At 75.5% G+C, this 26,087-nt stretch carries 24 protein-coding genes; 10 read left to right on the forward strand and 14 right to left on the reverse strand.

Annotated features, from left to right (window positions below; genetic code table 11):
- Positions 1-233: 233 nt before the first annotated feature.
- The 9 genes from BLU95_RS20395 to BLU95_RS20435 all read right to left on the reverse strand — a co-directional run bounded on the left by BLU95_RS20395 (position 234) and on the right by BLU95_RS20435 (position 10,735).
- Positions 234-1,082: an HAD family hydrolase gene (locus BLU95_RS20395; protein WP_093861296.1), complete on the reverse strand. Its 849-nt coding sequence runs from the start codon at positions 1,080-1,082 to the stop codon at positions 234-236.
- Between the two features lie 54 nt (positions 1,083-1,136).
- Complete coding sequence (gene serS, locus BLU95_RS20400) at positions 1,137-2,411, reverse strand: serine--tRNA ligase (protein ID WP_093861297.1); 1,275 nt, start codon at positions 2,409-2,411, stop codon at positions 1,137-1,139.
- Positions 2,412-2,925: 514 nt separating this feature from the next.
- Complete coding sequence (gene pheA, locus BLU95_RS20405) at positions 2,926-3,861, reverse strand: prephenate dehydratase (RefSeq protein WP_093861298.1); 936 nt, start codon at positions 3,859-3,861, stop codon at positions 2,926-2,928.
- Between the two features lie 237 nt (positions 3,862-4,098).
- Positions 4,099-5,415, reverse strand: coding sequence for an iron uptake transporter deferrochelatase/peroxidase subunit (gene efeB / locus BLU95_RS20410; RefSeq protein WP_093861299.1), 1,317 nt, complete (start codon positions 5,413-5,415; stop codon positions 4,099-4,101).
- Between the two features lie 14 nt (positions 5,416-5,429).
- Positions 5,430-7,631, reverse strand: coding sequence for a FixH family protein (locus BLU95_RS20415; protein ID WP_231977699.1), 2,202 nt, complete (start codon positions 7,629-7,631; stop codon positions 5,430-5,432).
- An 11-nt stretch (positions 7,632-7,642) separates the two neighbouring features.
- Complete coding sequence (locus BLU95_RS20420) at positions 7,643-8,149, reverse strand: copper chaperone PCu(A)C (protein WP_093861300.1); 507 nt, start codon at positions 8,147-8,149, stop codon at positions 7,643-7,645.
- Positions 8,146-8,826 carry an SCO family protein gene (locus tag BLU95_RS20425; protein ID WP_093861301.1) on the reverse strand — a complete coding sequence of 227 codons (681 nt, stop codon included), beginning with the start codon at positions 8,824-8,826 and terminating at the stop codon, positions 8,146-8,148. The genes BLU95_RS20420 and BLU95_RS20425 overlap by 4 nt, the downstream gene beginning before the upstream one ends.
- A 100-nt stretch (positions 8,827-8,926) precedes the next feature.
- Positions 8,927-9,697: a YcnI family copper-binding membrane protein gene (locus BLU95_RS20430; protein ID WP_093861302.1), complete on the reverse strand. Its 771-nt coding sequence runs from the start codon at positions 9,695-9,697 to the stop codon at positions 8,927-8,929.
- A gap of 204 nt (positions 9,698-9,901) precedes the next feature.
- Positions 9,902-10,735 (reverse strand): hypothetical protein, encoded by an 834-nt coding sequence (locus BLU95_RS20435; RefSeq protein WP_231977700.1) that lies wholly within the window; start codon positions 10,733-10,735, stop codon positions 9,902-9,904.
- Between the two features lie 228 nt (positions 10,736-10,963).
- On the opposite strand from BLU95_RS20435, the gene BLU95_RS20440 reads away from it, so the two are divergent.
- Entirely contained in the window at positions 10,964-11,617 is a 654-nt protein-coding gene (locus BLU95_RS20440) for an ATP-binding protein (RefSeq protein ID WP_093861304.1), read from the forward strand.
- A gap of 94 nt (positions 11,618-11,711) precedes the next feature.
- Here the strand turns inward: BLU95_RS20440 and BLU95_RS20445 are convergent, their stop codons facing one another.
- A complete protein-coding gene (locus BLU95_RS20445) occupies positions 11,712-12,398 on the reverse strand; it encodes a TetR/AcrR family transcriptional regulator (protein ID WP_093861305.1) in 687 nt (228 codons plus the stop codon).
- A gap of 112 nt (positions 12,399-12,510) precedes the next feature.
- Here BLU95_RS20445 and BLU95_RS20450 point away from each other — a divergent pair, with 112 nt between their 5' ends.
- Positions 12,511-13,173, forward strand: coding sequence for an NADPH-dependent FMN reductase (locus BLU95_RS20450; RefSeq protein ID WP_093861306.1), 663 nt, complete (start codon positions 12,511-12,513; stop codon positions 13,171-13,173).
- Positions 13,174-13,186: 13 nt separating this feature from the next.
- Entirely contained in the window at positions 13,187-14,611 is a 1,425-nt protein-coding gene (locus BLU95_RS20455) for a DHA2 family efflux MFS transporter permease subunit (RefSeq protein WP_231977701.1), read from the forward strand.
- A 35-nt stretch (positions 14,612-14,646) separates the two neighbouring features.
- On the opposite strand, the gene BLU95_RS20460 is transcribed toward BLU95_RS20455, so the two are convergent.
- Positions 14,647-15,744 (reverse strand): hypothetical protein, encoded by a 1,098-nt coding sequence (locus BLU95_RS20460; RefSeq protein ID WP_093861307.1) that lies wholly within the window; start codon positions 15,742-15,744, stop codon positions 14,647-14,649.
- 103 nt (positions 15,745-15,847) lie between these two features.
- Positions 15,848-16,852 carry an LAETG motif-containing sortase-dependent surface protein gene (locus BLU95_RS44210; RefSeq protein WP_093861308.1) on the reverse strand — a complete coding sequence of 335 codons (1,005 nt, stop codon included), beginning with the start codon at positions 16,850-16,852 and terminating at the stop codon, positions 15,848-15,850.
- A gap of 168 nt (positions 16,853-17,020) precedes the next feature.
- On the opposite strand from BLU95_RS44210, the gene BLU95_RS20470 reads away from it, so the two are divergent.
- From BLU95_RS20470 to BLU95_RS20485, 4 genes are all read left to right on the forward strand, one after another.
- Positions 17,021-17,932, forward strand: coding sequence for a LysR family transcriptional regulator (locus tag BLU95_RS20470; protein WP_093865002.1), 912 nt, complete (start codon positions 17,021-17,023; stop codon positions 17,930-17,932).
- A 59-nt stretch (positions 17,933-17,991) separates the two neighbouring features.
- The gene (gene alc / locus BLU95_RS20475; protein WP_093861309.1) at positions 17,992-19,092 is read left to right on the forward strand and encodes an allantoicase; all 1,101 of its coding nucleotides are present in this window, start codon (positions 17,992-17,994) and stop codon (positions 19,090-19,092) included.
- A 110-nt stretch (positions 19,093-19,202) separates the two neighbouring features.
- Positions 19,203-19,478 (forward strand): hypothetical protein, encoded by a 276-nt coding sequence (locus BLU95_RS20480; protein ID WP_093861310.1) that lies wholly within the window; start codon positions 19,203-19,205, stop codon positions 19,476-19,478.
- Between the two features lie 48 nt (positions 19,479-19,526).
- Complete coding sequence (locus BLU95_RS20485) at positions 19,527-20,867, forward strand: amidase (protein ID WP_093861311.1); 1,341 nt, start codon at positions 19,527-19,529, stop codon at positions 20,865-20,867.
- A 60-nt stretch (positions 20,868-20,927) separates the two neighbouring features.
- On the opposite strand, the gene BLU95_RS20490 is transcribed toward BLU95_RS20485, so the two are convergent.
- Entirely contained in the window at positions 20,928-21,572 is a 645-nt protein-coding gene (locus tag BLU95_RS20490) for a TetR/AcrR family transcriptional regulator (protein WP_093861312.1), read from the reverse strand.
- A 153-nt stretch (positions 21,573-21,725) separates the two neighbouring features.
- Here BLU95_RS20490 and BLU95_RS20495 point away from each other — a divergent pair, with 153 nt between their 5' ends.
- The 3 genes from BLU95_RS20495 to BLU95_RS20505 all read left to right on the forward strand — a co-directional run bounded on the left by BLU95_RS20495 (position 21,726) and on the right by BLU95_RS20505 (position 24,445).
- Positions 21,726-22,631, forward strand: a complete 906-nt coding sequence (locus BLU95_RS20495; protein ID WP_093861313.1) for an alpha/beta hydrolase — start codon at positions 21,726-21,728, stop codon at positions 22,629-22,631.
- Positions 22,628-23,251, forward strand: a complete 624-nt coding sequence (locus tag BLU95_RS20500; protein WP_093861314.1) for a TIGR03086 family metal-binding protein — start codon at positions 22,628-22,630, stop codon at positions 23,249-23,251. The genes BLU95_RS20495 and BLU95_RS20500 overlap by 4 nt, the downstream gene beginning before the upstream one ends.
- A gap of 372 nt (positions 23,252-23,623) precedes the next feature.
- Positions 23,624-24,445 (forward strand): protein phosphatase 2C domain-containing protein, encoded by an 822-nt coding sequence (locus BLU95_RS20505; RefSeq protein ID WP_093861315.1) that lies wholly within the window; start codon positions 23,624-23,626, stop codon positions 24,443-24,445.
- Positions 24,446-24,725: 280 nt separating this feature from the next.
- On the opposite strand, the gene BLU95_RS20510 is transcribed toward BLU95_RS20505, so the two are convergent.
- Positions 24,726-26,027 (reverse strand): MFS transporter, encoded by a 1,302-nt coding sequence (locus BLU95_RS20510; protein WP_093861316.1) that lies wholly within the window; start codon positions 26,025-26,027, stop codon positions 24,726-24,728.
- Between the last annotated feature and the right edge of the window lie 60 nt (positions 26,028-26,087).

The following is a 26,087-nucleotide window of genomic DNA, read 5'->3' on the forward strand; positions in this document are numbered from 1 at the left end:
GGTCACTCCAACGGCTGAACCGGCGGGCGGCGCGGGCGGGTTCACTCCGGCGTGCGGCGGACGTGCCGCGACCCCGGTGCGGTTGCGGCACCGGGGTCGCGGGGAGTCCGGGTCGGGCCGGACCGGTCGGGCGGAGCGCCTGGGTTCGGCGGAGCGCCGTGGGCGGCGGGCCCGGATCGGAGAGGTCGGGGTCGGAGGGCCGGGTCGCAGGGCCGGGGATCAGAGCGCCGGGATCAGAGCGCCGGGAAGAGGCGCTCCAGCACGGCGGCGACGCCGTCCTCGTCATTGCTCAGGGTGACCTCGTCGGCCACCGCGAGCAGCTCCCGGTGCGCGTTGGCCATCGCCACACCGTGCCGGGCCCAGCCGAACATCGGCACGTCGTTGGGCATGTCGCCGAAGGCGACGGTGTCGGCCGCCGTCACCCCGAGCCGACGGGCGGCGACCGCCAGCCCGGTGGCCTTGGAGAGGCCGAGCGGCAGCAGTTCGACCACACCGGCGCCGGCCATCACCACGCCGACCAGGTCGCCGGCCGCGTTGCGGGCGGCCTCTGCGAGCGCGTCGTCGTCGAGTTCGTGGTGCTGTATGTACAGCTTGCTGATCGGCGAGGCGAGCAGCTCGGACGGCGGGACCTCGACGACCGGCAGCTCGGAGCCGATCTGCAGCCGGTAGCCGGGGCCGGCCAGCACGTCGCCGTCCAGGCCGTCCTGGTTGGCGGCGATCGCCAGCGGGCCGACCTCGGCCTCGATCTTCTCGATCGCGAGCGCCGCCACCCGGCGGTCCAGGGTGAGCGAGGTGAGCAGCTTGTGCGCACCGGCGTCGTAGACCTGGGCGCCCTGGCCGCAGACCGCTATGCCGCGGTAGCCGATCTCGTCGAAGACCGGGCGGGCCCAGGTGGCCGAGCGGCCGGTGACGATGATGTGCAGCGCCCCGGCCGCGGTGGCCGTGGCCAGTGCGGCGCGGGTGCGTGCGGTGACGGTCTCGGCGCTGTTCAGCAGCGTGCCGTCGAGGTCGGTGGCGACCAGCTTGAAGGGCAGGCCGCCACCGTCCGAGGGGGAGACGGGGCTGGGGCTGGTGGTGCTCATGGGCCGTGCGTCTCCCGGGAGTTGCTTCTTCACTGCGGACCGGCGGGGCCGGTGCTACTTGACCGGCTCCAGCACGGTGCGACCGCCGAGGTAGGGGCGGAGCGCCTCGGGGACCACGACCGAGCCGTCGGGCTGCTGGTGGTTCTCCAGGATCGCCACGATGGTGCGCGGGACGGCGACCAGGGTGCCGTTCAGCGTGGCCAGCGGGCGGGTCTTGCCGTCCTCGCGCATCCGGATGGAGAGGCGGCGGGCCTGGTACTCGGTGGTGTTCGAGGTCGAGGTGACCTCGCGGTACTTGCCCTGGGTGGGGACCCAGGCCTCGATGTCGAACTTGCGCGCGGCCGAGGCGCCGAGGTCGCCGGAGGCGACGTCGATGACCCGGTAGGGCAGTTCGAGCGCGTTGAGGAAGTCCTTCTCCCACTGGAGCAGGCGGCGGTGCTCGTTCTCGGCGTCCTCGGGGGTGGTGAAGACGAACATCTCCACCTTCTCGAACTGGTGGACGCGGATGATGCCGCGGGTGTCCTTGCCGTAGGTGCCGGCCTCGCGGCGGAAGCAGGACGAGTAACCGGCGTAGCGCAGCGGCAGCTTGTCGGCGTCGAGGATCTCGTCCATGTGGTACGCCGCGAGCGGGACCTCGCTGGTGCCGACGAGGTAGCGCTCGTCGTCCTCCAGGTAGTACACGTTCTCGGCGGCCTGGCCGAGGAAGCCGGTGCCGTCCATGGCGGCGGCGCGGACCAGGGCCGGGGTGATCATCGGCACGAAGCCGGCGGCGGTGGCCTGGGCGATCGCCATGTTGACCAGGGCGAGCTCCAGCAGCGCGCCGACACCGGTCAGGTAGTAGGACCGGGCACCGGCGACCTTGGCGCCGCGCTCGGTGTCGATCGCGCCCAGCAGCTGGCCCAGCTCGACGTGGTCGCGGGGCTCGAAGCCCTCGGCGGCGAAGTCGCGCGGGGTGCCGATCTCCTCCAGCGTGACGAAGTCCTCCTCGCCGCCGACCGGGGCGGCCGGGTCGATGAGGTTCGCCAGCGAGCGGAGCAGGCGCTCGGCCTCGTTCTTGGCCTCGCTCTGTTCGGCGTCGGCGGCCTTGACCTCGGCGGCCAGCTCCTTGGTGCGCTGGAGCAGGGCGGCCTTCTCCTCCCCCTGGGCCTTGGCGACGAGCTTGCCGAGCGACCTCTGCTCGGCGCGGAGTTCGTCGAAGCGCGTGCCCGAGGACCGGCGGCGTTCGTCGGCGGAGAGGAGGGCGTCGACCAGGTCGACGTCCTCGCCACGGACGCGCTGCGAGGCGCGCACTCGGTCAGGGTCCTCACGGAGCAGGCGAAGGTCAATCACGCGCCCAAGCCTACCGGGCGGGGGCCCGTCCACCGGTACCGGTTTTCCCCTGGGGATAACTCCCCCCAGCCTGTGGATAACTCTTGTGGGAAACCGTCCGTGGCCCGGTTATCCACAGGCTCGGGGCCGGGGCTGTGGATCGTCGGTCGGTGCCGGTGGACTGCGGAACCAACCAGGGAATTCAGGTTTGAAACCTTATTTGACCTTCCCGAGTGAGGGAATTGAAGCACTCGGACGGGTGATTTGCCGACACCCGGGTGACTCTGGTCCGATTAGTCATCTCTGCGACGCAAACCGATGATCCGACCGATGTGTGCAGTGGCTATACCGGTTTGTCGACTCGTCCCCAAGCCTGTGGATAACTCGGACCTGTGGACAGTGGATGCCCCTGTGGACAAGCCGGGGGCCGGGGCGGCCGCCCTGTGGACGACCGCCCGGCGGTGCAGAAAACGGTTCGAAAAGGACATGTGGACGGCGAATGTCGCCCGGATGTCCTCGAATCCTCGCGCCGCTGTCAGACGTCCCCGCGCCCGTCGAGGCAACGGGAGAGCCAGTCCGCGGCCGCGCCGAAATCGGCGTCCGAGGTGCCGGGCCGCTGGTGCCCGGACACCTGCCGGTCGGCGCGCGGATAGGAGCCGAGGAACCGCACCTGCGGGCAGATCCGCTTGAGGCCCATCAGCGCCTCGCCGACCCGGCGGTCGCTGAGGTGGCCCTCGCAGTCGATCAGGAAGCAGTAGTTGCCGAGCCCCTCCCCGGTCGGGCGGGACTCGATCCGCATCAGGTTGACCCCGCGCACCGCGAACTCCTGGAGCAGCTCCAGCAGGGCGCCCGGGTGGTCGTCCGGCAGCCAGGCCACCATCGAGGTCTTGTCCGCCCCGGTCGGCGAGGACACCCGCCCCGGTCGGCCCACCAGGACGAACCGGGTGGTCGCGCTCTGCACGTCCACGATGTCCTTGACCAGCGGGTCCAGCCCGTAGATCGGGGCCGCGAACTCGCCCGCGAACGCGCCGTCGTACCGGCCCTCGGCGACCAGCCGGGCGCCGTCGGCGTTCGAGGCGGCCGACTCCCAGTGCGCGTCCGGGAGGTTGGCGGTGAGCCAGCGGCGGACCTGGGCCTGCGCCACCGGGTGGCTGGTGACGGTCTTGACGTCCGCCAGCCCGGTGCCCGGCCGCACCAGCAGCGCGAAGGTGATCGGGAGCAGCACCTCGCGGTAGATCATCAGCGGGACGCCGGAGGCGAGTTCGTCGTTGGTGGCCGTGACGGCGCCCTCGACCGAGTTCTCGATCGGCACGAACGCGCCCGAGGCCTCGCCGCCCCGCACCGCGTCCAGCACCAGCTGGACCGAGGACATCGGCACCAGCTCCCGGGTCGCCGCCTCCGGCAGGGTGCGCAGGGCCGCCTCGGTAAAGGTCCCGGCCGGCCCGAGGTACGTGTAGCGGGTGGCCGACATGACGCCTCCAAGGGGAACGGGACCGACGGGAGTTCGGCGGACCGCCGAAAGAAGCCACCTTAGCCACTCCCGGCGCCGCCCACGATCGCGTTCCGCTCCGTGGGAGGACCGCGGACGATCCGTGGACGGCGGACCGGACCACCCGTGGCAGGCGGACCGTCCGGCCCGCCGTGCACCGGCCGTCCGGGCGGGCCGGGTCCGGGCGGGCCGGGGCCGGGCCGGTCGGGTCCGGGCAGGTCAGTCGAACAGGGACTGCCCGACGTACCCGTCCGGCGACACCCCCGGCGGGACGGCGTACAGCCCGCTCGCCTCGTGCCGCAGGAAGCGGGACAGCCCGTCGCCCCGGGCCAGCTTGCGCTGCACCGGGGTGAACCCCTTGCGCGGGTCGGACTGGAAGGCCAGGAAGAGCAGCCCGGCGTCCGGCGACCCGTCGGCCAGCAGCCCGTCGTGGTACGAGAACCCGCGCCGCAGCATGGCCGCCCCGCCGTTGGCGGCCGGCGCCGCGACCCGGATGTGCGCGTCCGCGGGCACGGCCAGCGACCCGTCCGCCGCCTGCGCGGCGAGGTCCACCGGCGTGCGCTCGCCCGCGTCGGCGGCCGCCCCGAGCGGTGCGCCGTCCGACTTGCGCCGTCCGATCACCCGCTCCTGGCGCTCCACCGGCAGCGCCTCCCAGTTGTCCAGCAGCATCCGGATCCGCCGGAACACCAGGAACGAGCCGCCCGCCAGCCAGGCCGGCTGATCGCCCCCGGCGGCGACGAACACCTTGGCCGCGAAGCCGTCCTCGTCCGGCCGGGGGTTGTTTGTCCCGTCGACCTGGCCCATCAGATTGCGTCCGGTCATGGGGCTGCGGGTGGCACCGGGCGTCCGGGCGAAGCCGGACATCTGCCAGCGCAGTGCGGCGGTGCCGGCCGCCTGGCGCTGGAGCACCCGCAGCGCGTGCACCGCGACCAGCGCGTCGTCGGCGCCGATCTGCACGAACAGGTCGCCGTCGCCGCGGGCCGGGTCCAGCGCGTCGGCCGGGAAGGCGGGCAGCGGCTCCAGCCCGGCCGGGCGCCGGTCGGCCAGCCCGGTCCGGTCGAACAGCGAGGCACCGAAGCCGAAGGTGACGGTGAGCGAACAGGGACCGGCGTCCAGGGCGATCTGGTTCTCGAACTCGTCGGCCGGCTCGCCCGCCGCCATCCGGGCGGCGGTGCGCGACCAGCGCCGGAGCAGTGCCCGCACGCCGTCCCGGCCGACCCCGCCGGACAGGTCGAAGGCGGCCAGCTGGACCCGGGCCTGCTGGGGTTCGAGGATCCCGGCCTGGTGCTCGCCGTGGAATCCCACCGCGGCGAGCCCCAGACCGGGGCCCGTTCCGGTCGCCGGCGCTGCCGGGCTCCGGTCGCGCCGTTCCACGGCCAGGGCCGTCGCGACCCCGGCCCCGACCCCGACCACCAGGCCGGCCCCGGCGGTGCCCAGCAGGGTCCGCCGGGTCGGACCGGGGGCGCGGCCGGCGTCGGTGTCCCCGGCGGTGCTGTCGCTGTTGCTGTCGGGGCTGGTGCTGGTGCTGGTTTCCATGGGGACGGTCCGCCCTATCCGATCTTCAGCTGCTTGATCTCCGTGGTCTGGTCGATGTCGGAGGATCTGATCACCACCGACACCACCCAGTTCCCGGCGAGCGGCAGCTGAGCCGTCCCGGTCCAGCGTCCGGTGCCCTCGGCGGTGAGCGGGACGGTGAGCGGGCCGAGGTCGCGGTCCGGCAGGGTGAAGGCGAGCTCGACCTCGGGCACCTCGACCGGCGAGCCGTCCGCGCCGTCCAGCTTCAGGTGGACCTCGTTCGAGCCGGTGCCGGCCGGGTTGAGGGTGACGGTCGCGGTGCCCTTGGCGTTCGGCGTCCGGCCCTTGGTGTCGTACGGGAGCTTGAGCTCCACGGTCCGGCCGGGCACCGTCTGCGGGGCGGGCGCCCCGCCGGTCGTGCCGGCCGAGGTGCCGCCGGACGTCGTGGCGGCGCCGTTCGCCGCGGCGGCCGCGACCTCGCCCGCCACCCGTCCGGGCGGGGAGTTGGTGAGCAGGGTGGTGACCACCAGGACGGCCACCGCGACCACCGCCTCGACCAGTACCGAGCGGCGCAGCCCGGCCCGGGTCGGAGTGAGCCCCCGGTCCCGGTCGGCGGTCGCCCGGGCCGCCCGCTGACGGGCCAGCTGGGCCCGGCGGACCGGGTCCGCGCTGTCCGCGCCGTCCGCGCCCGCGCCCGCATCGGAGGCGGCGTCCGGGGCGGGGTCGGGGACGCGGGCCGTGGCGGACGCGGGGACCGCGACCGGCTCCGGCGCGACCTCGGCCGCCTCCTCCGGGGTGGCGCGCAGCCGGGCGAGCCAGGTGCGGGACATCCAGGCGACGCCGAGCATGGCGATCACACAGCCGGTCTTCACCAGCAGCAGCCGCCCGTAGTCGGTACCGGTCAGCGCGCCCCAGCTGCCGAGTCCGCGCCAGGACTGGTAGACGCCGGTGCCGGCCAGCACCAGGACGGCGCCGAACGCGATCTTCGAGAAGCGGTCCGCGACCTCCGCGCCGATCCCCTCGCGCAGCCCGACCAGCATCGCGGCCAGGCCGCCCAGCCAGAGCGCCATGGCCACCAGGTGGAGCATTCCGAGCGGCAGTGCCAGCCAGACCTGGATGCCCACCGAGGCGTGGTCCGCGCCGACCCAGGTCGCCGAGAGCGCGACGGCCAGCACCAGTCCGGCCACCCCGAGGCCGAGCCGGGCCTCGCGCTGCGGGCGTTCGGCGGCGCGCCGCTCCAGCTCGCGCAGCTCGGCCTCCTCCGGATCGCCGTCCGAGCCGGTGGTACCGGAGCCGGAGGCAGTGGAAGGGCCGTTCGTCACGGCCTTCGCCCGGCCGCCCTGCGGCAGCCCGAGCTGACCGACCAGCAGGGAGAGGAACACCCCGCTCGCCGCGAGCAGCAGCAGCCGGGCCGCCAGAGCGGTGCCGATCCGCTCGTCCAGCGTGGTCCGGATCAGCGACAGGTCGAAGGCCTTGCCGACCCCCGAACCCCGCTCGTACGGTCCGCGCAGCATCAGCACCGCGACGGTGGACACCAGCAGCGCCACCCAACCGGTCATCAGCAGTCGCTGCACCGGACGCCGGGACGCCCCGGCCGGCCAGCAGAGCAGCACGAAGCCGGCCGCGCCGACGAGCAGCGCGAACGCCGCGTAGGCGACCGTCCGGCCGGTGCCGTAGAGCGCGGCGACCAGGCCGTCGGCCTCGGCGTTCTGCAGGGCGGTGGTGGAGACGGTGGTGGCCGAGGGCGCGCCGATCGAGAAGGTGAAGGCGCCGCCGATCGGGTGCGAGTCCTCCGAGACGGCCCGCCAGGCGACCGTGTAGGTGCCGTTGGCGAGTCCGGGGCCCAGCCCGACCCGGGCGGTGTTGTCCTTGCCGTCGGCGTGCGCGGGGCTGCCCGAGTCGACTGCCCGGCCGGCCGGGTCGAGCACCCGCACCGAGTCCGAGGAGAGCGAGACGGCCTCGCTGAAGGTCAGTGTGACGGCCTGCGGCGCGGCGGGCAGAACGGAGTTCTGCGCCGGGTCGGTGGACTGCAGGGCGGCGTGCGCGGAGGCCGGTCCGGCGCCGCCGAGCAGCAGCGCGAGCACCGCGCCGAGCACACCGAGCAGCCCGGCGGTCCGCCGTGCCGACAGCCGTGCCGTCGCTGCCCGTGCCGTCCTCGTCCGTACTGCCGTCGTCCGTACCGTCGTCGCCGCCCCTGCCGTCGCCGGCCGTGCCTTCGGCGTCCGTCCCATCAGCATCCTGCGATCCCTTACTGCTGGCCGGGCCGGTAGGTGAGCTCCTTGACCGGCACCTTCACCGAGATGGTGCCGGTGCGGGTGAAGGTCAGGTCGAGTTCGAGTTCGTCACCCAGGACCGGGGCCTTCTGCCACCCCATGATCATCAGATGGGTGCCGCCCCGGGCGAGCTGCAGCGCGCCGTGCGCGGGGACGTCGAGCTTCTCGACCTGCTCCATCGTGCTCGCGGTGGAGCGGTGCATGGTGACCGAGGAGGCGCCGGGGCTGGAGACCTTCACCAGCTCGTCGCCCTCGCCGCCCTCGTTGCGCACCGTCAGGTAGCCGGCCGCCATGCCACCGGCCGGCGGCATCGGGATGTAGGGGTCGGCGACGCTGAGTCGGGCCGCTCCGCCGCCGGCCGCGGCACCTCCGCCGTTCTGGCCGCCGCTCCCGCAGGCGACCAGGAAGGCGCCGCCGCCCAGTGCCGTCGCCAGCACCGCCCCTGCCAGCGCCGTCCGGCGGAAGCCGAGGGCGCCCTTCATGCGGCGACCCCCTTGGCGAGCAGCGGCAGGTCGTGCTCGAAGGTCTTCACCTCGGTGCCGCTCAGGTAGAGCACGTGCGCCTTGTCGTCCGAGGGCAGGAAGGCCAGCACCTGGGCGCCGTGGGTGGAGGTGACGGTCCCGTCGGCGTTGGTCACCGGGTCCTCGATCAGGATGCCGAGCGCCTTGGCGGCCGCCTTCACCTTGCCCAGGTCCCCGGTCAGGCCTATGAAGTCGCTGCCCATCGAGTCCAGCCAGGCGCGCAGCACCTGCGGGGTGTCGCGCTGGGGGTCGGTGGAGACGAACACGACGTCGACCTTCTGCCGCTCCTCCGGGGTGAGCTTCTTCATCGCCACGCCGATGTCGCCCATGGTGGTCGGGCAGACGTCCGGGCAGCTGGTGTAGCCGAAGAACAGCAGCGTGGTCCGGCCGCCGGTCTTCTGCCGCAGGTCGTAGGGCTGGCCGGAGGTGTCGGTCAGCTGGAGGTCGGGCTTGTCGAAGTGCTTGCCGAGCACGGTGCCCTCGTAGGGCGAGTCGCTCTTCTGCTGGACGACCTTGGCGGGGCCGGCGGTGTCGGAGCCGGACGAGCCGCAGGCCGTCAGCGCGAGCGCGGCGGCGAGGGCGACGGCGGTGGCCCCGGCCAGGCGGGCGGTGCGGGGGGTACGGGCGGAGCGGAGCATGGGAGGGTCCGATCGTGTGCGGTGGATCACCGGCGGGGCCGCGCCCGGGACGCGGGCGCGGCCGCGACGGGTGCCGGGCGCGGCCCCGCCGGTGCTGGGATCAGGAGGCCGAGCCGCCGTTGCGGCGGCGCAGGCCGAGGACGCCGACGGCGGTGCCGATCACACCGACCACGATGCCGACCACGCCGAGCACGCGGGCGGTGGAGTCGCTCGCCTTGTCGTCCGAGGCGGCGTCGTTCTTGGCCGCGTCGCCGTGCCCGGTGCCGTGGCCGTCGGCGGCGGCCGACGGGGTGGCGGAGGCGGTCACGCCGTGGCCGTCGGCCGAGGTGGCCTTGGTCAGCTTCAGCACCGGGGCGGGCTTGGCCGGCTCGGGCTGGCCGTCCTTGGCCTCGTCGATCCAGCGGACGACGTCGCCGTTGTCGTAGGTCTGCAGGGCCTTGAAGACCATCGCGTCGGCGTCGGTCGGCAGCGGGCCGAGCGAGACCCGGAACTCCTGGAACTGGCCGGGGGCGATCTTCACGCCGGCGTCGGCGGTCCAGGTGATCTTGGAGACGGCCTCGTTGACGTCGTTGCCGTGGACCTTGATCGGCTTGTCCAGCTTGGCCTTCTCGACGGTGGAGGTCCAGCCCGGCAGCGGCTGGGTGCGGACCGAGGCGAGCGGGTGGTCCAGCGGGAGGTTGACCTCCAGCTTGACGGTGCCGGCGGCGTCGTTCTCGTTCGGGACCCGGAAGTCGACGGCGGTGTAGCCGCCCTGCTCGGCGCTGCCCGGGTTCACGGTGACGTGGGCGAAGGCGGGACCGGCGAGGGCCACCACCGAGGCGGCGGCGGCGAGGGCGACGGCGGCGGTACGACGGGCGGGAAGGGAACGCATGGGGTTCGTGTCTCCGTTCGGAGGCTCGGCAGGCCCGCTCCCGGGCACGGAGGGGTCCGTGCCTCGGCGGGGCCGCGCGGCGGGGGAAGAAGTGGGGGGAGGCCGCAGGACCGCACGGATCGGGCGGGGACGGCACGGCGCCGCGTACTCCCGACCGCCGCCGGACCGGTACCGGTGGGGGACACCGGGGACACGGGGGGCGGGTCAGTACGCGAGGAGCCCGAGGGGCGGCCCGCGCCGCACCACGCTGTGCCGCAGCACGGCACCGGCCGGCAGCGGGTCGTCCGCGCCGCGGCCACCGGACCGGCGGGCCGGTCCACCGGGCAGACCGAGCAGGCCGCGCAGCAGCACCGCGGCCAGCGCGCACGCCGTCCGCAGCGGCTCGGCCGCCCGGGTCCGCGCGGCCGAGGCGGTGATCCGCACCAGCCGCCAGAGCGCCGCCTCGCCGCGCCGCAGCCACCAGCCGGCCAGCAGCGCCGCGCCGAGGTGGGCCGCCAGCATCGTCGGCGTCATCCCGAGCACGCCGCCCTGCCACCAGGGCGCGGCCGCGTACGCCTGCGGGTCCAGACCCGCGCCGGCCACCACCTGCTCGGCGGTGGGACTCCCGGGCAGACCGATCAGGGTGCCCGGGCGGGCCTCGTTGCAGACCAGCCGGCTGGCCACCTGCGGCAGCGTCAGCGGGCCGGAGCCCAGCGCGCCGCCGTGGTGGTGCCCGCCGGCCGCCGCCTGGCCGCCGTAGGAGTGGAAGAGGAGGTGCAGCCCGAACTGGCCCGCGCCCAGCGCCCCGGCGATCGCGCCGAGCGAGCGCTCCCGGCCGCCGAGGGCGGTGGCGAGCACCAGCACGGCGGCGAACCCGGCCGCGAGCGTGGGCGGGGCGACCTCGCCGCCGGCCGCGAACGCGTGCCCGGCGGCCGCGATCAGCGTGCACACCAGGGCGAACGGAACCGCCCGGGCAAGCCGCAGGTCCCAGGCGGCGGCCCCCACCGGCGCGTCCGGTGCGGGGGCGCCCGGGTGCGGGGCGGCGGCTGGGGCATTCATGGCCGGGACATCATCTCATCGCGCACACCCACCGGATCGGCAGGGTGGGAAATCCCTACGAATGCCCCGTTCGGCCCCGCGCACGGCCCCCGGTGTGCGCTGCTCGGCACATGCCTGTCCCCCCGTCCATCCGCCGAACGGGCGGTAGTGGGGCCTCGGCACGGTTCACCTCCGCACCGCCCGGAGATACCTCGTTATATGTGGAGCCGCAGCCAGGAGGGACCTCCCGTGGACATCTGGTGGACTCTGCACCTCAAGCGCGACCCGGCCAGCGTGCCGCTCGCGCGCCGCATACTGCTCGGCGCGATGGCGACCGCGGGCGTCGACCCGCAGATCGCCCACGATCTCGGCGTCGCCCTCAGCGAGGCGTGCGCCAACGCGGTCGAGCACGGCGCGTGCGGGCGGCCCGACGACGGCTACCAGGTCACCGCGTCGATCAGCGGCGACCTGCTGCGGATCGAGGTGACCGACTCGGGCCCCGGCCTGCCCGGGCCCGACCGCCCGGCCCGCCGTCCGGCCCCCGCCGCCGTCCCGGTGGCCCCGCCCGCCCGGCCGGCGGGCCGGGCGCAGCCCCGGCGCCGCGCCCGGCGCGGCCGCGCCACCGTCCCCGGGCCGCTGCTCACCACCCACCGCCCGCGGCGCGACGGCCGCCCGTACGACACCCACGTCCTCCCGGCCGCCGCCGACCCGGTGCCCGTCTTCCGGCCGGTGGACCTGGACGCGCTGCCCGACCTCACCGCCGAGTCCGGCCGGGGCCTGTTCCTCATCCACGCCCTCACCGACCACGTCCAGCTCCGCAACCATCCGCTGCGGGGGGCGATCGTCAGCTTCGACAAGATCCTCAAGTGGCAGGACGGGGCGCTGCTGCGCGCCGCCTCGTAGGGCCCGCCCCCCGGATCCGGCCGGGGAGACCGGCCGGGGAGACCGGGCCGCCGGGGCGTGGCCGCAGCAGCGCGCCGTCCTGGGGGCCGTGCCGTCACCCGGCCCGGTAGGCCCGGAGGAACGCCGCGACGCCGGTGCCGATCAGGCGGTCGGTCTCCTCCTGCGGCAGCGGCAGGACCCCGTAGTGCGACTGCTGCACGATCGCGTGCGAGATCAGGGCCGTGAAGTGGCCGGCCGTCGTGGCCGGGTCCCCGTGCACGTCGATCAGCCCGGCGTCGGCGAGGGCGGTCATCGCCTCCGCGAGGGCCTCCCCGGCCGGCCTCGGGCCCGCCTCCCGCCACGCCGCCAGCAGCTCCGGCGGCACGTGGTCGGCCTCGGCGTGGATGTGCCGGACGAGGGCGAAGTGGTCCGGGAAGTCGGTCATCATGCCGACGAGGGCGCGGGCGAGGGCGACGAGATCCCGTTCGAGGTCCTCCGGGCGGGGCGGACGGGCGGGGTCCACCAGGGCGCGGATCCGGGCGATCTGGGCGTCCCTCACCACGCCGGAGGTCCAGGTGACGACGGTGCGGAAGAGCTCCGCCTTCCCGCCGGGGAAGTGGTTGTACAGGGTGCGCGTCGAGACGTCGGCGGCCGCCGCCAGCGCGTCGACCGAGGCGCGCGTGTAGCCCTCGCGTCCGAAGACCGAGCAGGCCGCGCTCGCCATGGCCCGCTGCTTCGCCAGTTTCCGCGGCGAGACCTCTTCGGGCGCCGTGCCCGTTCCGGTCCGGTTGTCGCTCCCCATGTCCGCCTCCTCATCGATTACAACGGGCGTTGTAATTTCTGCAACGCTCGTTGTAGTTTACCGGAGGGAGGTCGCACGGGGCGGCCGAACCGCCTCGGGAGGGGATCTCGTCATGCCTGCCACCACCACGGTCCTGGACACGACCACGGGCCTGGACGCCGCCGTCGACGCCGCCACCGACGCCGGGGGCGCTCCGCTGCGCGTCGCCGTCATCGTCGGCAGCGTCCGCGAGGGCCGCCAGGGCCGTGCCGTCGCCGACTGGTTCCTCGCCGCCGCCGGGAGCACCGCCGGCCTGGACCTGGACGTCATCGACCTCGTCGACGTCCCCCTGCCGCTCGCCATGCCCGGCTGGGGCGGCACCCCGACCCCGGAGGCCGCCGCCGCCCTCGCGGACGTGACGCCCCGCCTGGCCGCCGCCGACGCCTTCGTCGTCGTCACCCCCGAGTACAACCACAGCTTCCCGGCGGCCCTGAAGAACCTCATCGACTGGCACTACACCCAGTGGCAGGCCAAGCCGGTCGGCTTCGTCTCCTACGGCGGCCTCGGCGGCGGACTGCGCGCGGTCGAGCAACTGCGGCTGGTCTTCGCCGAGTTGCACGCCGTCACGGTCCGGGACTCGGTCAGCCTGCACGGCCCCTGGTCCGGCCTCGCCGAGGACGGCGCCCCGCGCGACGCCGCCGTCAGCGAGGGCGCCGCCAAGGGCATGCTCGGCCAGCTCGCCTGGTGGGGCCGGACCCTGCGCTCCGCCCGCACCACCCGCCCCTACCAGGGCTGAGGGGGACCGGGCCGTGAGCACCGTCCAGACCGCCGGACCCGCCGTCCGGGCCCCGGCCGAGCCGCCGCGAAGCTCCTCCGCCGCGCTCAACCGCACCCTCGCCGTCGTCATCACCGGCTCGGTCATGTCCGTGCTCGACATGACGATCGTCAATGTCGCGCTGCGCAGCCTCTCCGAGGAACTCCACGCACCGCTGACGACCGTCCAGTGGACGGCCACCGCCTACACCCTCGCGCTCGCCGCCGTCGTCCCCACCGCCGCCTGGGCGATGGGCCGGTACGGTGCCAGGCGCACCTACCTGACCGCCCTCACCCTCTTCACCCTGGGCTCCCTCCTGGCCGCGTGCGCCTGGGACGTCGGCAGCCTGATCGCCTTCCGGGCCGTCCAGGGACTCGGCGGCGGCCTGCTCACCCCGGTCGGCATGGCCATGGTGATGCGCACCGCCGACCGGGCCCGCCTCGGGCGGGCGATGGCCCTGCTCGGACTGCCCGTCCTGGCCGGCCCGGTGGCCGGCCCCGCTCTCGGCGGCTGGCTGCTCGACACCGCTTCCTGGCACTGGATCTTCCTCGTCAACCTGCCCGTCGGAGCGGTCGCCCTCGTCCTCGCCGCCAGGCTGCTCCGACCCGATCCGCCGCGCCCGGCGACCCCCGCGCCGCCGAGGCTCGACGTCCCCGGCCTGCTGCTGCTCTCCCCGGGCCTCGCCCTCCTGCTCTACGGTCTGGCCCGCGGCGGGGACCAGGGCGACGTCACCGCCCCCGGCACCCTCGTGCCCGCCCTCGCCGGTGCGGTGCTCGTGGCCGCCTTCGTCCGCCGCGCCCTGACGGCCGACCACCCGCTGCTCGACCTCCGGCTGCTGCGCCACCGCACCTTCGCCGCCGGTGTCGGCACCCTCGCCCTCTTCACCGGCGGGTACTTCGGATCGATGCTGCTCGCCCCGATGTACTGGCAGGAGGCACGCGGCCTGAGCGCCACGGCGGCCGGACTCCTCGGCGCACCGGTCGGTCTGGCCGTCGGCGTGACCATGCAGGTCGCCTCGCGCCGCATCGACAGGGTCGCGCCGCGCCACCTGGTCCGCCTCGGCATCGCCGTCGGCGCCCTGGGCATGGCCCTGACCGCCCTGCAGACGGGCACCGAGGGCGTGCCGGCCTGGCGGGTCGTCGGCGCGGCGATGCTGATGGGCGTCGGAGCGGGCACGACCCTGATGCCGACGATGACCACCGCCACCCGCGACCTCCCGGACGACCGGCTGGCCGCGGCCAGTACCGCCCTGAGCATCAACTCCCAGGTCTGGGCGTCGGTGGGGACGGCGCTGCTGTCCGTGCTGCTGAGCTCCTGCGGTACGGACCCCGCCGGGTTCCGCGGTACGTACGCGGTCGCCGCGGTCCTCCTCGCCCTGGCGCTGGTCCCCGCCTCCTTCCTCCCGGCCCGCCGCCCCTGACGCCCGCCGGCGGCCGGCCCGAGCGGGCGGCGGGATCAGCCGCGGGTGGTGGGGGCGGCGGTGGAGGCGGCGGCGGCCCGGTTGCGGCGGCGGGCGACCACGACGGCGGCGAGGCCGAGGACGATCGCCATGCCGCCGGTGACGGCGAGCGGGACGTTGCCGGAGCTCGCGCCGGTGCCGGCCAGCCGGGGTCCGGCCGGGTCGCCGTTGTCGGTGCCGGAGGTGCCGGGCGTGCCGGAGGTGGTGGCCGGGGCCGAGGGCGACGCGTCCGGGGAGGCGCTCGTGGTGGGCGTCGCCGTCTCCGTCGCGGTCGGCGAGGCGCTCGTCGACGGGGCGGTGGTGGCCGGGGCCGGCTCGGTGCGGGTGAGCGTGCTGGTGAGCGAGCCCAGCAGCCGGTTGCACCGGTACTTCACGTTGACCGGGCCCACCCCGTACGGAAGCACCTCGGAGGAGCCGGCGACGGTGACGGCGTAGTCCCCGGAGACCGTGCCCGGCTCGTCGGCGAACCTCAGCTCGGCGGTGACCATCTCGTGCGCCGGGACCCGGAAGGAGCCGACGGCGGTCGTCCCGGTGCCGTCGTTCGGCTCGACCGGGGTGAAGGGGCCGCCCTGGATCCTGACCAGGGGCTTGAACGGGGCGCCGCCCTGCGGGCCCTCGATCCGGTAGCTGATCCGGAAGTCGGTCAGCACGGTGTCGCTGCTGTTGTAGAAGGAGAAGGCCAGGTCCTGCGGCGGTCCGCCCCGGACCAGGGTCGCCGCGGTCGGCACGGCGTGGACCGGCATCGTGACCTGGTACTCGGACTCGCAGTCGGCGGGCAGGGTCGAGGTGGCCGAGGGGGTGGCGGTCGCGGTGCCGGGAGCGGGGTCGGTCGGGGTGGCGGTGGCCGACGGCGTGCCGGTGGCCGACGGCGTCACCGTGGCGGAGGCGGTGGGGGTGGGCCCGCCGGTGCTGGGAGTCGGCGTGGTGGTGGTCGCCGTCGCTCCGGGCGTCGCTCCGGCCGTCGGCCCGGCCGTCGCGCTCGCCGAGGGCGACGCGCTGCCGTCGGCGGCGGTCGCGGGGCTGGTTCCGCCGGCCAGGACGCCGCCGGTCAGCACGAACAGGGTGGCGGTGGCCGCCAGACGGGAAGTGCGCACAGGGGGGCTCCGGTGAGGGTCGGACGAAACCGCTTGCGCATGGGGGACGTTCGAAGGGCCCGCACGGTTGTACGGACCCTTCGGACGTTCCGGCGGTGGTGCGTCAGCTGTGCGCGCCGGCCTTGCGGCGGCGCAGCACGAGCAGCGTCCCGGCACCGGCCGCGAGCACGGCGGCGCCGCCGACGGCGATCGGCAGGGTGTTGGAGCTGGAGCCGGTGTCGGCCAGGTGCGGGCCGCTCACCGCGGACGGCGAGGCGGTCGCCTTGAGGGGGGTGGTGGCGGTGGTGGAGGACTTGTCGGCCACCTTGAAGCCGCCCTCGTAGTAGTTGCCGTACTGGGTGCAGCTGTTCGGCAGGGGGGAAGCGGGCTGGGGGAGGTCCGGCGTGTTGTCGAAGACCTCGGAGCCGCCGCCCACGGTGCCGCCGTAGTCGCCGACGGGGGCGGCGTTGGCGGCGATCCGGAACTGGATGGTGAGCTTCTCGCCCTTGGCGATCCGGTGGGTCCCGGTGTCGATGGCGCGGTCGACCAGTTCGGCCGGCTTCCAGTCCGATCCGGGCAGCCGGAGCTGGACGGTGAAGAAGTCGGTCCGCCAGTCCAGCGGACGCTCGTTCCAGTTGTCGGTGATGTAGATGCTGGACGAGAACCTGGCGAGGTCCACGCCGGTGGTGTTCTCGAAGGTCACCTGGACCTCCTGGGCCGGTCCGCCCTTGACCAGGGTGGTTCCCCAGAGGCCGGTGCCGGTGGCCTTGAGGTTGTGGTTGTCACCCCCGTGGACGCCGCCCTGGCAGCGGTTCGTGAACGTGGGTGCCGGGGGCGTGGGGCGGTTGGTCGGCTTCGGCGAGGTGGTGCTGCCGGGGGTGCCGGTGGCACTGGGCGAAGTGCTCGCGGAGGGCGTGCCGGTGCTCGGGGTGCCGGTCGGGGTCGGCGTGGCGCTCGGGGAGCCGCTCGGGGCCGTCGTCGGGGCTGCCGTGGTCGGGGCGGGGGACGTCGGGGCCGTCGTCGTCGGGGTGGGCGAGATGCCGACGGCGCCGGCGGTGGCCGTGCCGACCGTCGCGCCGAGGGAGAGCGCTATCAGCGTGGACGCGGCCAGAAGGCGGGAAGTGCGCACGGTCTTGGCTCCAGCTTGAGTAAATCTGTCCGAATACGGGCGAGTTGGCGCCTCGGTTTGATCACCGGCGCGTCGCAGGAGCGGCACCATATCGGAGGGTGGGCGAAGCGTCCGGTGCCGGGGCCCGGGAGGCGGTCGGCGACGCCCTACCCTGGCGCGATGGGAGCGGTGGGCGAGTGGGACCTGAGGCGGCTGCGGGTGCTGCGGGCGGTCGACGAGTGCGGGACGGTGACGGCGGCCGCCGAGCGGCTCCGGCTGTCGCCCTCGGCGGTCTCGCAGCAGGTCTCGGCGCTGGCCCGGCAGGTGGGCGCGCCGATGCTGGAGCCCTACGGGCGGCGGGTGCGGCTGACCCCGGCGGCCCGGCTGGTGCTGCGTCACGCGGCGGTGGTCTTCGGACAGCTGGAACGTGCCGAGGCCGAGCTGGCGGGCTATCTGCACGGCGAGGCGGGCGAGGTCAGGGTGGGGGCCTTCGCCACCGCGATCACCGGGCTGCTCGTCCCGGCGGTGTCCCGGCTGCGCGAGGCCGCGCCGAGGCTGACCGTGCGGGTGGTGGAGGCCGAGGCGGCCGAGGCGGTCCGGCTGCTGGCGGCGGGGGACGTCGACCTGGCGCTGTCGCTGGCGGTGGTCGGGCCGGTCGGCCGGGGCTCCGGATTCGTCGAGACGGAACTGCTCAGCGACCCGTTGGACGTCGCGCTGCCACCGGGCCACCCGCTGGCCGGGACACCGGGGCTGCGGCTCGCGGACCTCGCGGCGGAGCCCTGGATCTACGGCGCGGCCGGGCCCTGGCGGGAGATCACCGCGGCGGCCTGCGCCCGGGCGGGCTTCACCCCGGAGCGGGCGCACACCGCCGCGGACTGGACGGCGATCCTGGCGATGGTGGCGGCCGGGCTGGGGGTGGCGCTGGTGCCGCGGCTGGCCTCGGCCGGGCGGGGCGGCTCGGCGGTCGTCCGGGCGCTGCCGGCGGACCTGCCGACCCGCCGGGTGGTGGCGGCGGTCCGGGCGGGCACGGAGCGGACGCCCCCGCTGCGCCGGGTGCTGGCGGAGCTGACGGCCGTCGCCAGGACCATTCAGTCGGACTGAACGGTTTGCTCATTTCTTTGTGATGGACCTGACGGGTGACCCGGGGCGAGGGTGGAGGCATGACCACCGAACGGATCTCGGGCCCCCGTCCCGACCAGCTGTCCGACGCCTACGCCCCGCCGTACGGGGGCGGCAACCCCTACGCCGACTACCGCACCGCCGAGTTCCCCTTCACCGGCCTGGTGGACCTCGCCGACCGCCGGCTCGGCGGCGCGGTCCTCGCCGCCAACGACGAGCTGTTCGCCGAGCGGGAGAACCTGCTGCTGCCGGGCGCGGCCGAGTTCCGCCCGCACACCTTCGGCAACAAGGGCCAGATCATGGACGGTTGGGAGACCCGGCGGCGGCGCGGCACCGGCGCCGGACACCCGCACCCGACCGTCGAGGACCACGACTGGGCCCTGATCCGGCTGGGCGTGCCGGGAGTCGTGCACGGCGTGGTCGTCGACACCGCGCACTTCCGCGGCAACTTCCCGCTGCAGATCGGCGTCGAGGGTGCCGAACTCCCGGGCACCCCGGGCCCGGAGGAGCTGCTGGCCCCCGAGACCGAGTGGCACCCGCTGGTGCCCCGTTCGCCGGTGCGCGGCCACGCCGCCAACGGCTTCGCCGTCGAAGGGGGCCGCCGGTTCACACATCTGAGGCTCAGTCAGTTCCCCGACGGCGGCATCGCGCGCTTCCGGGTGCACGGCGAGGCCCGTCCGGATCCGGCCTGGCTGACCGCGCTCGGTACCTTCGACCTGGCCGCGGTCGAGCACGGAGGCGCCGTCGAAGACGCCTCGGACCGCTTCTTCTCCTCCCCGGTCAACCTCGCCCTGCCCGGCAAGTCCGGTGCGATGGGCGACGGTTGGGAGAACCGGCGGCGCCGCGACGACGGCCACGACTGGGTCCGGCTGCGGCTGGCCGGGCGGGGCGCGATCCGGGCCGTGGAGATCGACACCGGCTACTACGTCGGCAACGCGGCCGGCTGGGCGGCGCTGTCGGGCCGGGACGAGCAGGGCGCCGATCCCGAGGCGTGGTTCGAACTGGTGCCGCGCACCCGGCTCCAGCCGGACGCCGTGCACCGGCTGGTGGTCGACGCGCCGCGTCCGGCCACCCACGTCCGGCTGGACGTCTTCCCGGACGGCGGGATCGCCCGGCTGCGGCTGTACGGCGGGCTGGTCTGATCCGGTGCCGCCGGGCCGGTCGGTGCGGGCCGGGGTGATCAGGCGCCGCCGGACGCCCGGCGGCTCCCGCTCCGTTTGCCGGGTCCGGCGGCCCGCCGGACGATGGGGGCATGATGCACCAGATGCGGGCCGAGTTCGGCGCCGGCGGCGCGTCCGCCGGGGTGCGGCTGTGGCACATGGTCCGAGGCGGCGAGGACGCGGCGATGTGCGGCCGGGAGATCGACGCGGCGGCACCCGCCCGGGAGGCGACGGACTGGGGGCACACCCCCGAGCTCTGCTGCCACACCTGCGGCGCGTACGTCCTGAGGGAGTCCCCCTACCTGGGGGACGAGCACCGGCCGGGACCGCCCGGCGGCCAGCCGGAAGCCGGCTGGCCCACGGGCTGACCGGGGCGGCGGCGCGGTCGCGGGCGGGCCGGGGCTACCGTGGGCGCCATGGACAAGTCCCTGGTGCGGCCGCGCTCGCTCGTCCGTGAGGCCGCCTCGCTGCGGGCCGGCGTGCCGACCCCGGCCGTCCACGTCGACCGGCTCTGCGCCCGGATCGAGCAGGTGGACCCGCTGATCCACGCCTTCGTCCCCGAACCCGGCCGCGCCGACCGACTGCAGGCCGAGGCCCGGGCGCTGGTGGCCCGCCACCCGGACCCGGCGCAGGCGCCGCCGCTGTACGGGGTGGCGGTCGGGATCAAGGACATCGTGCACGTCGACGGGCTGCCCACGCACGGCGGTTCGGTGCTTCCGCCGGGCGTCCTGGCCGGGCCGCAGGCCGCCGTGGTGGACCGGCTGCGGGCGGCCGGCGCGCTGGTCGCCGGCAAGACCGTGACCGCCGAGTTCGCCGGCAGCGCGCCCGGCCGGACCCGCAATCCGCACCGCCCCGAACACACCCCGGGCGGTTCCAGCAGCGGTTCGGCGGCGGCGGTCGCGGCCGGACTGGTGCCGCTGGCGATCGGCACCCAGACGATCGGCTCCGTGGTCCGCCCGGCCGCCTACTGCGGTGTGGTGGGCTTCCGGCCGACCTTCGGACGGATCCCGACGGCGGGCGTGATCCCCAACGCGCCGAGCTTCGACACCGTGGGCCTGTTCACCGCCGATCTGGCGGGCGCCGCGCTGGCCGCCCCGCTGCTGTGCGACGACTGGGACCACGCGGCCGGGCCGGGCGGGGCGGCGAACGGCGGGGCGTGGGCGGACGGCGCGCCGGTGCTCGGCGTTCCGGTGGGCCCGTACCTGGACCGGGCCGGGCCGGCCGCGCGGCAGGCGTTCGACCGCCAGCTGGCCCTGCTGGCCGCGCGCGGGCTGACGGTACGCAGGCTCGATCTGCTGCCCGACTTCGACGAGTTGGAGCGGCAGGCGCAGACGGTCAACCGCTTCGAGATGGCGGCGAGCCACACGGACTGGTTCGCCCGCTTCGGTGAGCTGTACCGGCCGGAGACGGTGGCGAGCATCCGGCACGGGCGGACCGTCGACCCGGCCGACCGCGCGGCCGCGCTGCGCGCCCGGACGGTGTTCCGGGAGCGGCTCGCCGAGCGGCGGCACCGGGCCGGGGTGGACCTGCTGCTGGCGCCCTCGGCCACCGGCCCGGCCCCGCTCGGGCTGGACAGCACCGGCAGCGCGGTGATGTCACTGCCCTGGAGCTATGCCGGCCTGCCCGCGCTCAGCCTGCCGGCCGGGGTGACGGCGGCGGGCCTGCCGCTCGGCCTCCAGGTGGTCGGCGAGGCCGGGGCGGACGAGCGGCTGCTGGCCCTGGCGGCGGTCCTGGAGCGGGTGCTGGACGGCTCCTGAGCCGGGAGCGCCCGGGCGAACGCGAGAGCCCCGGCCTCGCGCGCCCGGCCTCGCCGGGCCTCAGGCGCTGAAGGCGGGCCCGTCCGGGTCGGTGGCGTCCGAGCGCAGCCGGCGCAGCACGGCACGGTGGGCCCGGTCGTACGGGGTGTCGTCGTCGAACAGCAGGGCCTGCGGGTTGGCGTTCTCCAGCAGGGCGATCAGGGTGAAGGCGATGTCCTCCGGGTCGGCGTCGGGCCGCAGTTCGCCGGTGCCGACGGCCTCCTCGACCAGGCCGAGCACGGTGGCGTGCCACTCCCGCCAGTTGGCGGCGAGCACGTCGCGCAGCGGGCCCGGCCGGGCGTCGTACTCGGCGTTGACCTCGTAGAAGAAGCAGCCGCCGGGGAAGACCCGGGCGCGCGAGTAGGCCAGCCAGGACTCGCAGAGCAGCCGGACCTTGCGCAGGCCGGGAGGCTCGTCCCGGACCGGTGCGAGCACCGCGTCGGCGAAGATCCGGCGGGCCGCCCGCACGGTGGCGAGCTGGAGCTCCTCCTTGGAGCCGAAGCCGGCGAAGACCCCGCTCTTGCTGAGGCCGAGGTCGGTGGCGAGCCGGCCGATCGACAGCGCGTCCAGCCCTTCGACCGAGGCGATCGCGACGGCCCGGCGCAGGACCGTCCGCCGGGTCTCCTCGCCGCGCAGTACCCGTCCGTCCGTGGTCGATCCGGCCACCGCTCACCCCAGTCCTCCGGCCGTTCCCCGGCCTCTCCGTCGTGTGGCCAGGGTAGCGGGGAGCGTCCGTCGACCTGAAAACAGCACGAACGATCGTGCTAATATCTTGCCGAGTTCGGCTCTCTTGCCCCTCGGCACCCACAGGAGTTCCGCATGGACCCGGCCGTCGCACTGATCCGCACCACCCTGAACACCGCCTCGCTGGCCGCCCCCGGGCTCGCCGGCCGGGCCGCCTTCGGGCTCTACCGCCACCCCTTCCGCCGCAGCCGGGTCCGCCCCGGCGAGCACGAGGTCCACGACCGGGCCGTCACCGGGACGATCCGGCACGGGGACGCGCGGGTGGCCGTCTACTCCTGGGGCGACGGTGCCCGGCCCGTCCTGCTGATGCACGGCTGGCGCTCCCGGGCCTCCCGCTTCGCGCACCTGGTGCCCCGGCTGCGCGCCCTCGGCCTGACCGCGGTCGGCTACGACGCCCCCGGGCACGGCGACTCCGGCGGGCGCACCGCCACCGTGCTGGACCACCGGGCCCTCGCCCTGCGGCTCCAGGAGCGGTACGGCGACTTCGAGGCGGTGGTCGCCCACTCGCTGGGCGTCAACGCGGCCTTCCTGGCGCTGCGCGAGGGCCTGCGGGCGGAGCGGCTGGTCGCCTTCTCCGGCGCCTCCGAGCTCTCCTGGCTGCCGACCGCGTTCTGCGACCGGCTGGGGCTGAACGCCACCGTGGAGCGGGAGTTGCGCCGCCGGGAGGCCGGCGGCGCGATGTTCCCCGGGGTGGCGGACATCCGCACCCACTTCGACGCGGCCCGCGAGCCCGGGGAGATCGCGCTCCCGATCCTGGTCGCGCACGACGAGGACGACGACGTGGTCCCGTTCTCGCACGCCCGCCGGCTCCGGGCGGCGTACGGGGAGCGGCTGGAACTGGTGGCCACCCGGGGGCTCGGCCACCGCCGGATCCTCGTCGAGCCGACCGTGCTGGACCAGGTGACGGGCTTCCTGGCGGCCGGGGCGCACCCCGGCGGCCGGACCGTCGACGGGCCGGGGGAGGCGGTGGGAGCGATATGAGGATCGTCGAACTGCACGCCCGTGCACTGGAGTTGGCGACCGCTGTGGTCGGCACCGTGCAACCGGAGCAGCTGGTGCTGGCGACCCCGTGCGCCGGGTGGCCGCTGCGGCGGCTGCTGGAGCACGAGGTGGGGCAGCACCGGGGCTTCGCCGCGGCCGCCCTCGGCGCCGGGGCGGACCGCGCGCGCTGGCGCGACGTCCCGGTCCACGGCGACCCGGCGGGCGCGTTCCGGCGGTCGGCGGAGCGGCTGACCGCCGCGTTCGCCACCGCCGGCGCGGCGGCGGAACCCGCTCCGCTGCACCTGCCGGAGATCGGCGACGGCGGGCCGTTCCCGTTCGACCGGGCGGTCGGCTTCCACCTGCTCGACACCCTGGTGCACGCCTGGGACGTGGCGGCCGCGCTGGGCTCGCCGGCCCGGCTGGTGGCGGCGGTGCAGGCCGAACCGCCGCTGGTCGGGGCGCTGCTCACGGTGGCCGGGGCGGTTCCGGCCAGCGCGGGGGCGCGGGGGCCCGGGCAGGCGTTCGGTCCCGTCCGGGCGGTGCCGGACCGGACCGGGCCGTTCGACCGCGTGCTCGCCCTGCTCGGCCGCGACCCGTCCTGGTCGGCGGCCGACCGCTGACCGCGCGCCGATCGCCGGCCGCACGCTGACCGCCGGCCGCGTCACCGGGTCAGCCGTCAGCGGTCGGCGTCGCGCCGCTCGTCGGGGAAGCGCGGGCCGCCGATCAGGAACAGCAGGGTGGCGGTCGGGAAGCCGATCGTCGCCGCCAACAGCACGATGAACTGCCAGAACATCTCTCGCTCCTCGCCCTCGTCAGCGCCGGGGGCGGGGATCCCCCGAAGGTGGTCCCAAACCCGGACGGCCCTGATTGGCCGAAATGTCCACTCGTGCTCCGACGGTATGGCCGGATCACCCGCGCTGCCACCGGGAGCGCGCGGCGCGGCGCGTGCACGGGTCTGGGCGCGCGCCGCACCCGGCGCGCACACTGTCGGGATGCAGGTACAGCTCGCATGGGAAGCACGGCGGCCCGACCGCGAGAGCGAGGACTTCGCGGCGGCCACCTCCGAGGCGCTCGTCCTCCTCGACGGCTCGAGTTCGCCGACCGGACTCGAGTCCGGGTGCCGCCACGGCACCGCCTGGTACGTCCGCAGACTCGGGGTCCACCTGCTGGCCCGGCTCACCGACCGCCCGGACCGTTCGATCGCCGAGTGCCTGGCCGACGCCATCGCGGAGACGGCCGCCCTGCACGGCGGCCGCTGCGACCTGTCCCACCCCAACACGCCCGCCGCGATGGTGGTCGCCGCCCGTCGGCACGGCGCCTCGCTGGAGTACCTGGTGCTCGGCGACTCCCTGCTGGTGCTGGAACCGGCCGACGGTCCGCCCCGGGTGATCGGCGACAACCAGCGCTTCCCCGGCGGGGAGGAACTGCGCCGGCAGGTCTGGTCGACGGTGCCCGGCTCCGCCGAACGGGCCGCCCTGCACCTGGAGTACACGCTGGCCGTCCGCGCCGTCCGGAACTCCGGCACCGGCCCCTGGATCGCCGCCGCCAGCCCGAAGGCCGCCGCCCACGCCGAGACCGGCTTCGTCCCCCTGGCCGGACTGCGCGCGGTGGCCGCCCTCTCCGACGGCGCGGCCCGCTTCACCGACCGCTTCGGCCTCGGCAGCTGGGGCGACGCCCTGCGCCTGCTCGGCGAGTCCGGCCCCGCCGAACTCATCGCCCAGGTCCGCGCGGTCGAACGCGCCGACGCCGGCTGCGAACGCTGGCCCCGGGGCAAGGCCCACGACGACGCCTCGGCCCTCTACGCCCGGCTCTGACACCGGGGGCACGTACGGGTCGCCCCGGCTGCCGAGGCCGGAGCGGTCGGACGGTCGTCGCCGCAGCGGTCGGACGGCCGTCGCCGCAGCGGTCCGACGGTCGAGGACGCGGGAAGGCCCTCCCACGTGGTCGGCCCCTCCCGGCCGTCCCTCGGAGCGGGCCCCGAACAGCCGATGCCCGGGGCCCGCTCCGCCGTGTCACCGATCCTGCGGGGGAAGTCCCCGCGTCCGGCCGGGCACCCCCACGGACGACCGCCCCTGACCCGCGGGGCGGCCGCCCTCACGGGTGGGCTCCGGGGCCTGCCGGGGCCGAAGGCGCGGGTGGCAGGAGGGCGGGGTCGCCGTGGTGGCCGGGGTGCCGCCAGGAGAGGAGCCAGACGGCCGTGAGCAGAGTGCCGACGCCTGCCAGGGCCATCGCGCCGCCGGTGCCGGTCGCGGCCGCGACCGCGCCGAAGCAGACGGGGCCGATGCCCTGCAGAGTCATGTTGCCCGAGCCGAGCAGGCCGAAGGCCTGACCCTGGCCGTGCGGCGGGAGGACCGCCAGGAACTCCCGCTGCAGGCCGAGGCCGTAGGCGAAGCCGCAGCCGGTGCAGAGCAGCAGTGCCGCTGCGAGCAGGCGGTCCGGCTCGGTGGCGAAGCCGATCAGGGGCGCGCCCATCAGCGCGACCAGCGGCACCACCAGGCGCTCGCGCGCGAGGGGCCGGAGGAGGCGGCCGACCAGCAGGTCGCCGAGGAGCATGCCGACCGGCAGGCAGGCCAGCAGGATCGCGTAGGAGCCCGGGGGGAATCCGCGGGTGCCCGTGTAGGCGACGACCAGCCCCTCCGCGCCCGTGACGAAGGCGCTCGGCAGCCACTGGGCGAGCAGCAGCCGGCGCACGGCACGGTCGCGCAGCAGGGCGCCGGAGCCGCGCAGGCTGTCCCGCACCGTGCCGGCGCTCGCGTCGCCCCGGTCCTCCCGCTCGACCGGAACGCGCGGCATCCGCAACCGGACGGCCGCCGCGCACACCAGGTTCAGCGCCGCACCGAGCGCCAGCGCCTGCCGCGGACCCAGGGCCTCGACGACCACGCCGCCGAGTCCCAGGCCGAACAGCTGGGCTCCGCTGGAGGCCATGGTGTTGAGGGAGCGTCCGAGCACGTACGCGTCACCGCGCAGCCAGTGGGCCACCAGGCGCGCCGAGGCGCCGTTGAACACCGGCGCGGTGAGGGCGGCGAGGGCGACCAGGGCCAGGCCGGCCGCGGTCGGCAACCGGCCCAGGGCGAGCAGTGCCGCCACCGCGCCCTCCAGCACGAAGCCGCCGACGATCAGCGCCCGGGGCGGCAGGCGGTCGGCCAGCGAGCCGAGGAGCAGCGAGCCGAACAGCTGGGGGAGGAAGCCCGCCCCGAAGGCGACGGCGCTGAGCAACGCGGAGCCGGTGCCGGTGAAGACCAGCACGGAGAAGGTGGTGATCCGCAGCGAGCCGGCCGTGATGCCGACCACGCGCGTCAGGAAGAGCAGTCGGAACCGCGGCTCGGCCAGGACCTCGCGGTAGGTCGTACGTCGCGCGGCGGACCGCGCCGGAGAACTCGGGGGAGCCGTCGTCATGCGAGGAGCCTCCGGTCGGGGGCCGGTGTTCCGCGAATGATTCGCCCCAGGACGTAAGGT

The sequence above is a fragment of the Streptomyces sp. TLI_053 genome, from assembly GCF_900105395.1.
In the GTDB taxonomy this organism is placed as follows: domain Bacteria; phylum Actinomycetota; class Actinomycetes; order Streptomycetales; family Streptomycetaceae; genus Kitasatospora.

Excerpts from the sequence above, each read along its gene's own strand:
- BLU95_RS20395 (WP_093861296.1), bottom strand. The coding sequence starts at position 1,082 with ATGAGCACCACCAGCCCCAGCCCCGTCTCCCCCTCGGACGGTGGCGGC.
- pheA (WP_093861298.1), bottom strand. The coding sequence starts at position 3,861 with ATGTCGGCCACCCGCTACACGTACCTCGGGCCGGCCGGGACCTTTACC.
- efeB (WP_093861299.1), bottom strand. The coding sequence starts at position 5,415 with ATGGAAACCAGCACCAGCACCAGCCCCGACAGCAACAGCGACAGCACC.
- BLU95_RS20415 (WP_231977699.1), bottom strand. The coding sequence starts at position 7,631 with ATGCTGATGGGACGGACGCCGAAGGCACGGCCGGCGACGGCAGGGGCG.
- BLU95_RS20420 (WP_093861300.1), bottom strand. The coding sequence starts at position 8,149 with ATGAAGGGCGCCCTCGGCTTCCGCCGGACGGCGCTGGCAGGGGCGGTG.
- BLU95_RS20425 (WP_093861301.1), bottom strand. The coding sequence starts at position 8,826 with ATGCTCCGCTCCGCCCGTACCCCCCGCACCGCCCGCCTGGCCGGGGCC.
- BLU95_RS20430 (WP_093861302.1), bottom strand. The coding sequence starts at position 9,697 with ATGCGTTCCCTTCCCGCCCGTCGTACCGCCGCCGTCGCCCTCGCCGCC.
- BLU95_RS20435 (WP_231977700.1), bottom strand. The coding sequence starts at position 10,735 with ATGAATGCCCCAGCCGCCGCCCCGCACCCGGGCGCCCCCGCACCGGAC.
- BLU95_RS20445 (WP_093861305.1), bottom strand. The coding sequence starts at position 12,398 with ATGGGGAGCGACAACCGGACCGGAACGGGCACGGCGCCCGAAGAGGTC.
- BLU95_RS20450 (WP_093861306.1), top strand. The coding sequence starts at position 12,511 with ATGCCTGCCACCACCACGGTCCTGGACACGACCACGGGCCTGGACGCC.
- alc (WP_093861309.1), top strand. The coding sequence starts at position 17,992 with ATGACCACCGAACGGATCTCGGGCCCCCGTCCCGACCAGCTGTCCGAC.
- BLU95_RS20480 (WP_093861310.1), top strand. The coding sequence starts at position 19,203 with ATGATGCACCAGATGCGGGCCGAGTTCGGCGCCGGCGGCGCGTCCGCC.
- BLU95_RS20485 (WP_093861311.1), top strand. The coding sequence starts at position 19,527 with ATGGACAAGTCCCTGGTGCGGCCGCGCTCGCTCGTCCGTGAGGCCGCC.
- BLU95_RS20495 (WP_093861313.1), top strand. The coding sequence starts at position 21,726 with ATGGACCCGGCCGTCGCACTGATCCGCACCACCCTGAACACCGCCTCG.
- BLU95_RS20500 (WP_093861314.1), top strand. The coding sequence starts at position 22,628 with ATGAGGATCGTCGAACTGCACGCCCGTGCACTGGAGTTGGCGACCGCT.
- BLU95_RS20505 (WP_093861315.1), top strand. The coding sequence starts at position 23,624 with ATGCAGGTACAGCTCGCATGGGAAGCACGGCGGCCCGACCGCGAGAGC.
- BLU95_RS20510 (WP_093861316.1), bottom strand. The coding sequence starts at position 26,027 with ATGACGACGGCTCCCCCGAGTTCTCCGGCGCGGTCCGCCGCGCGACGT.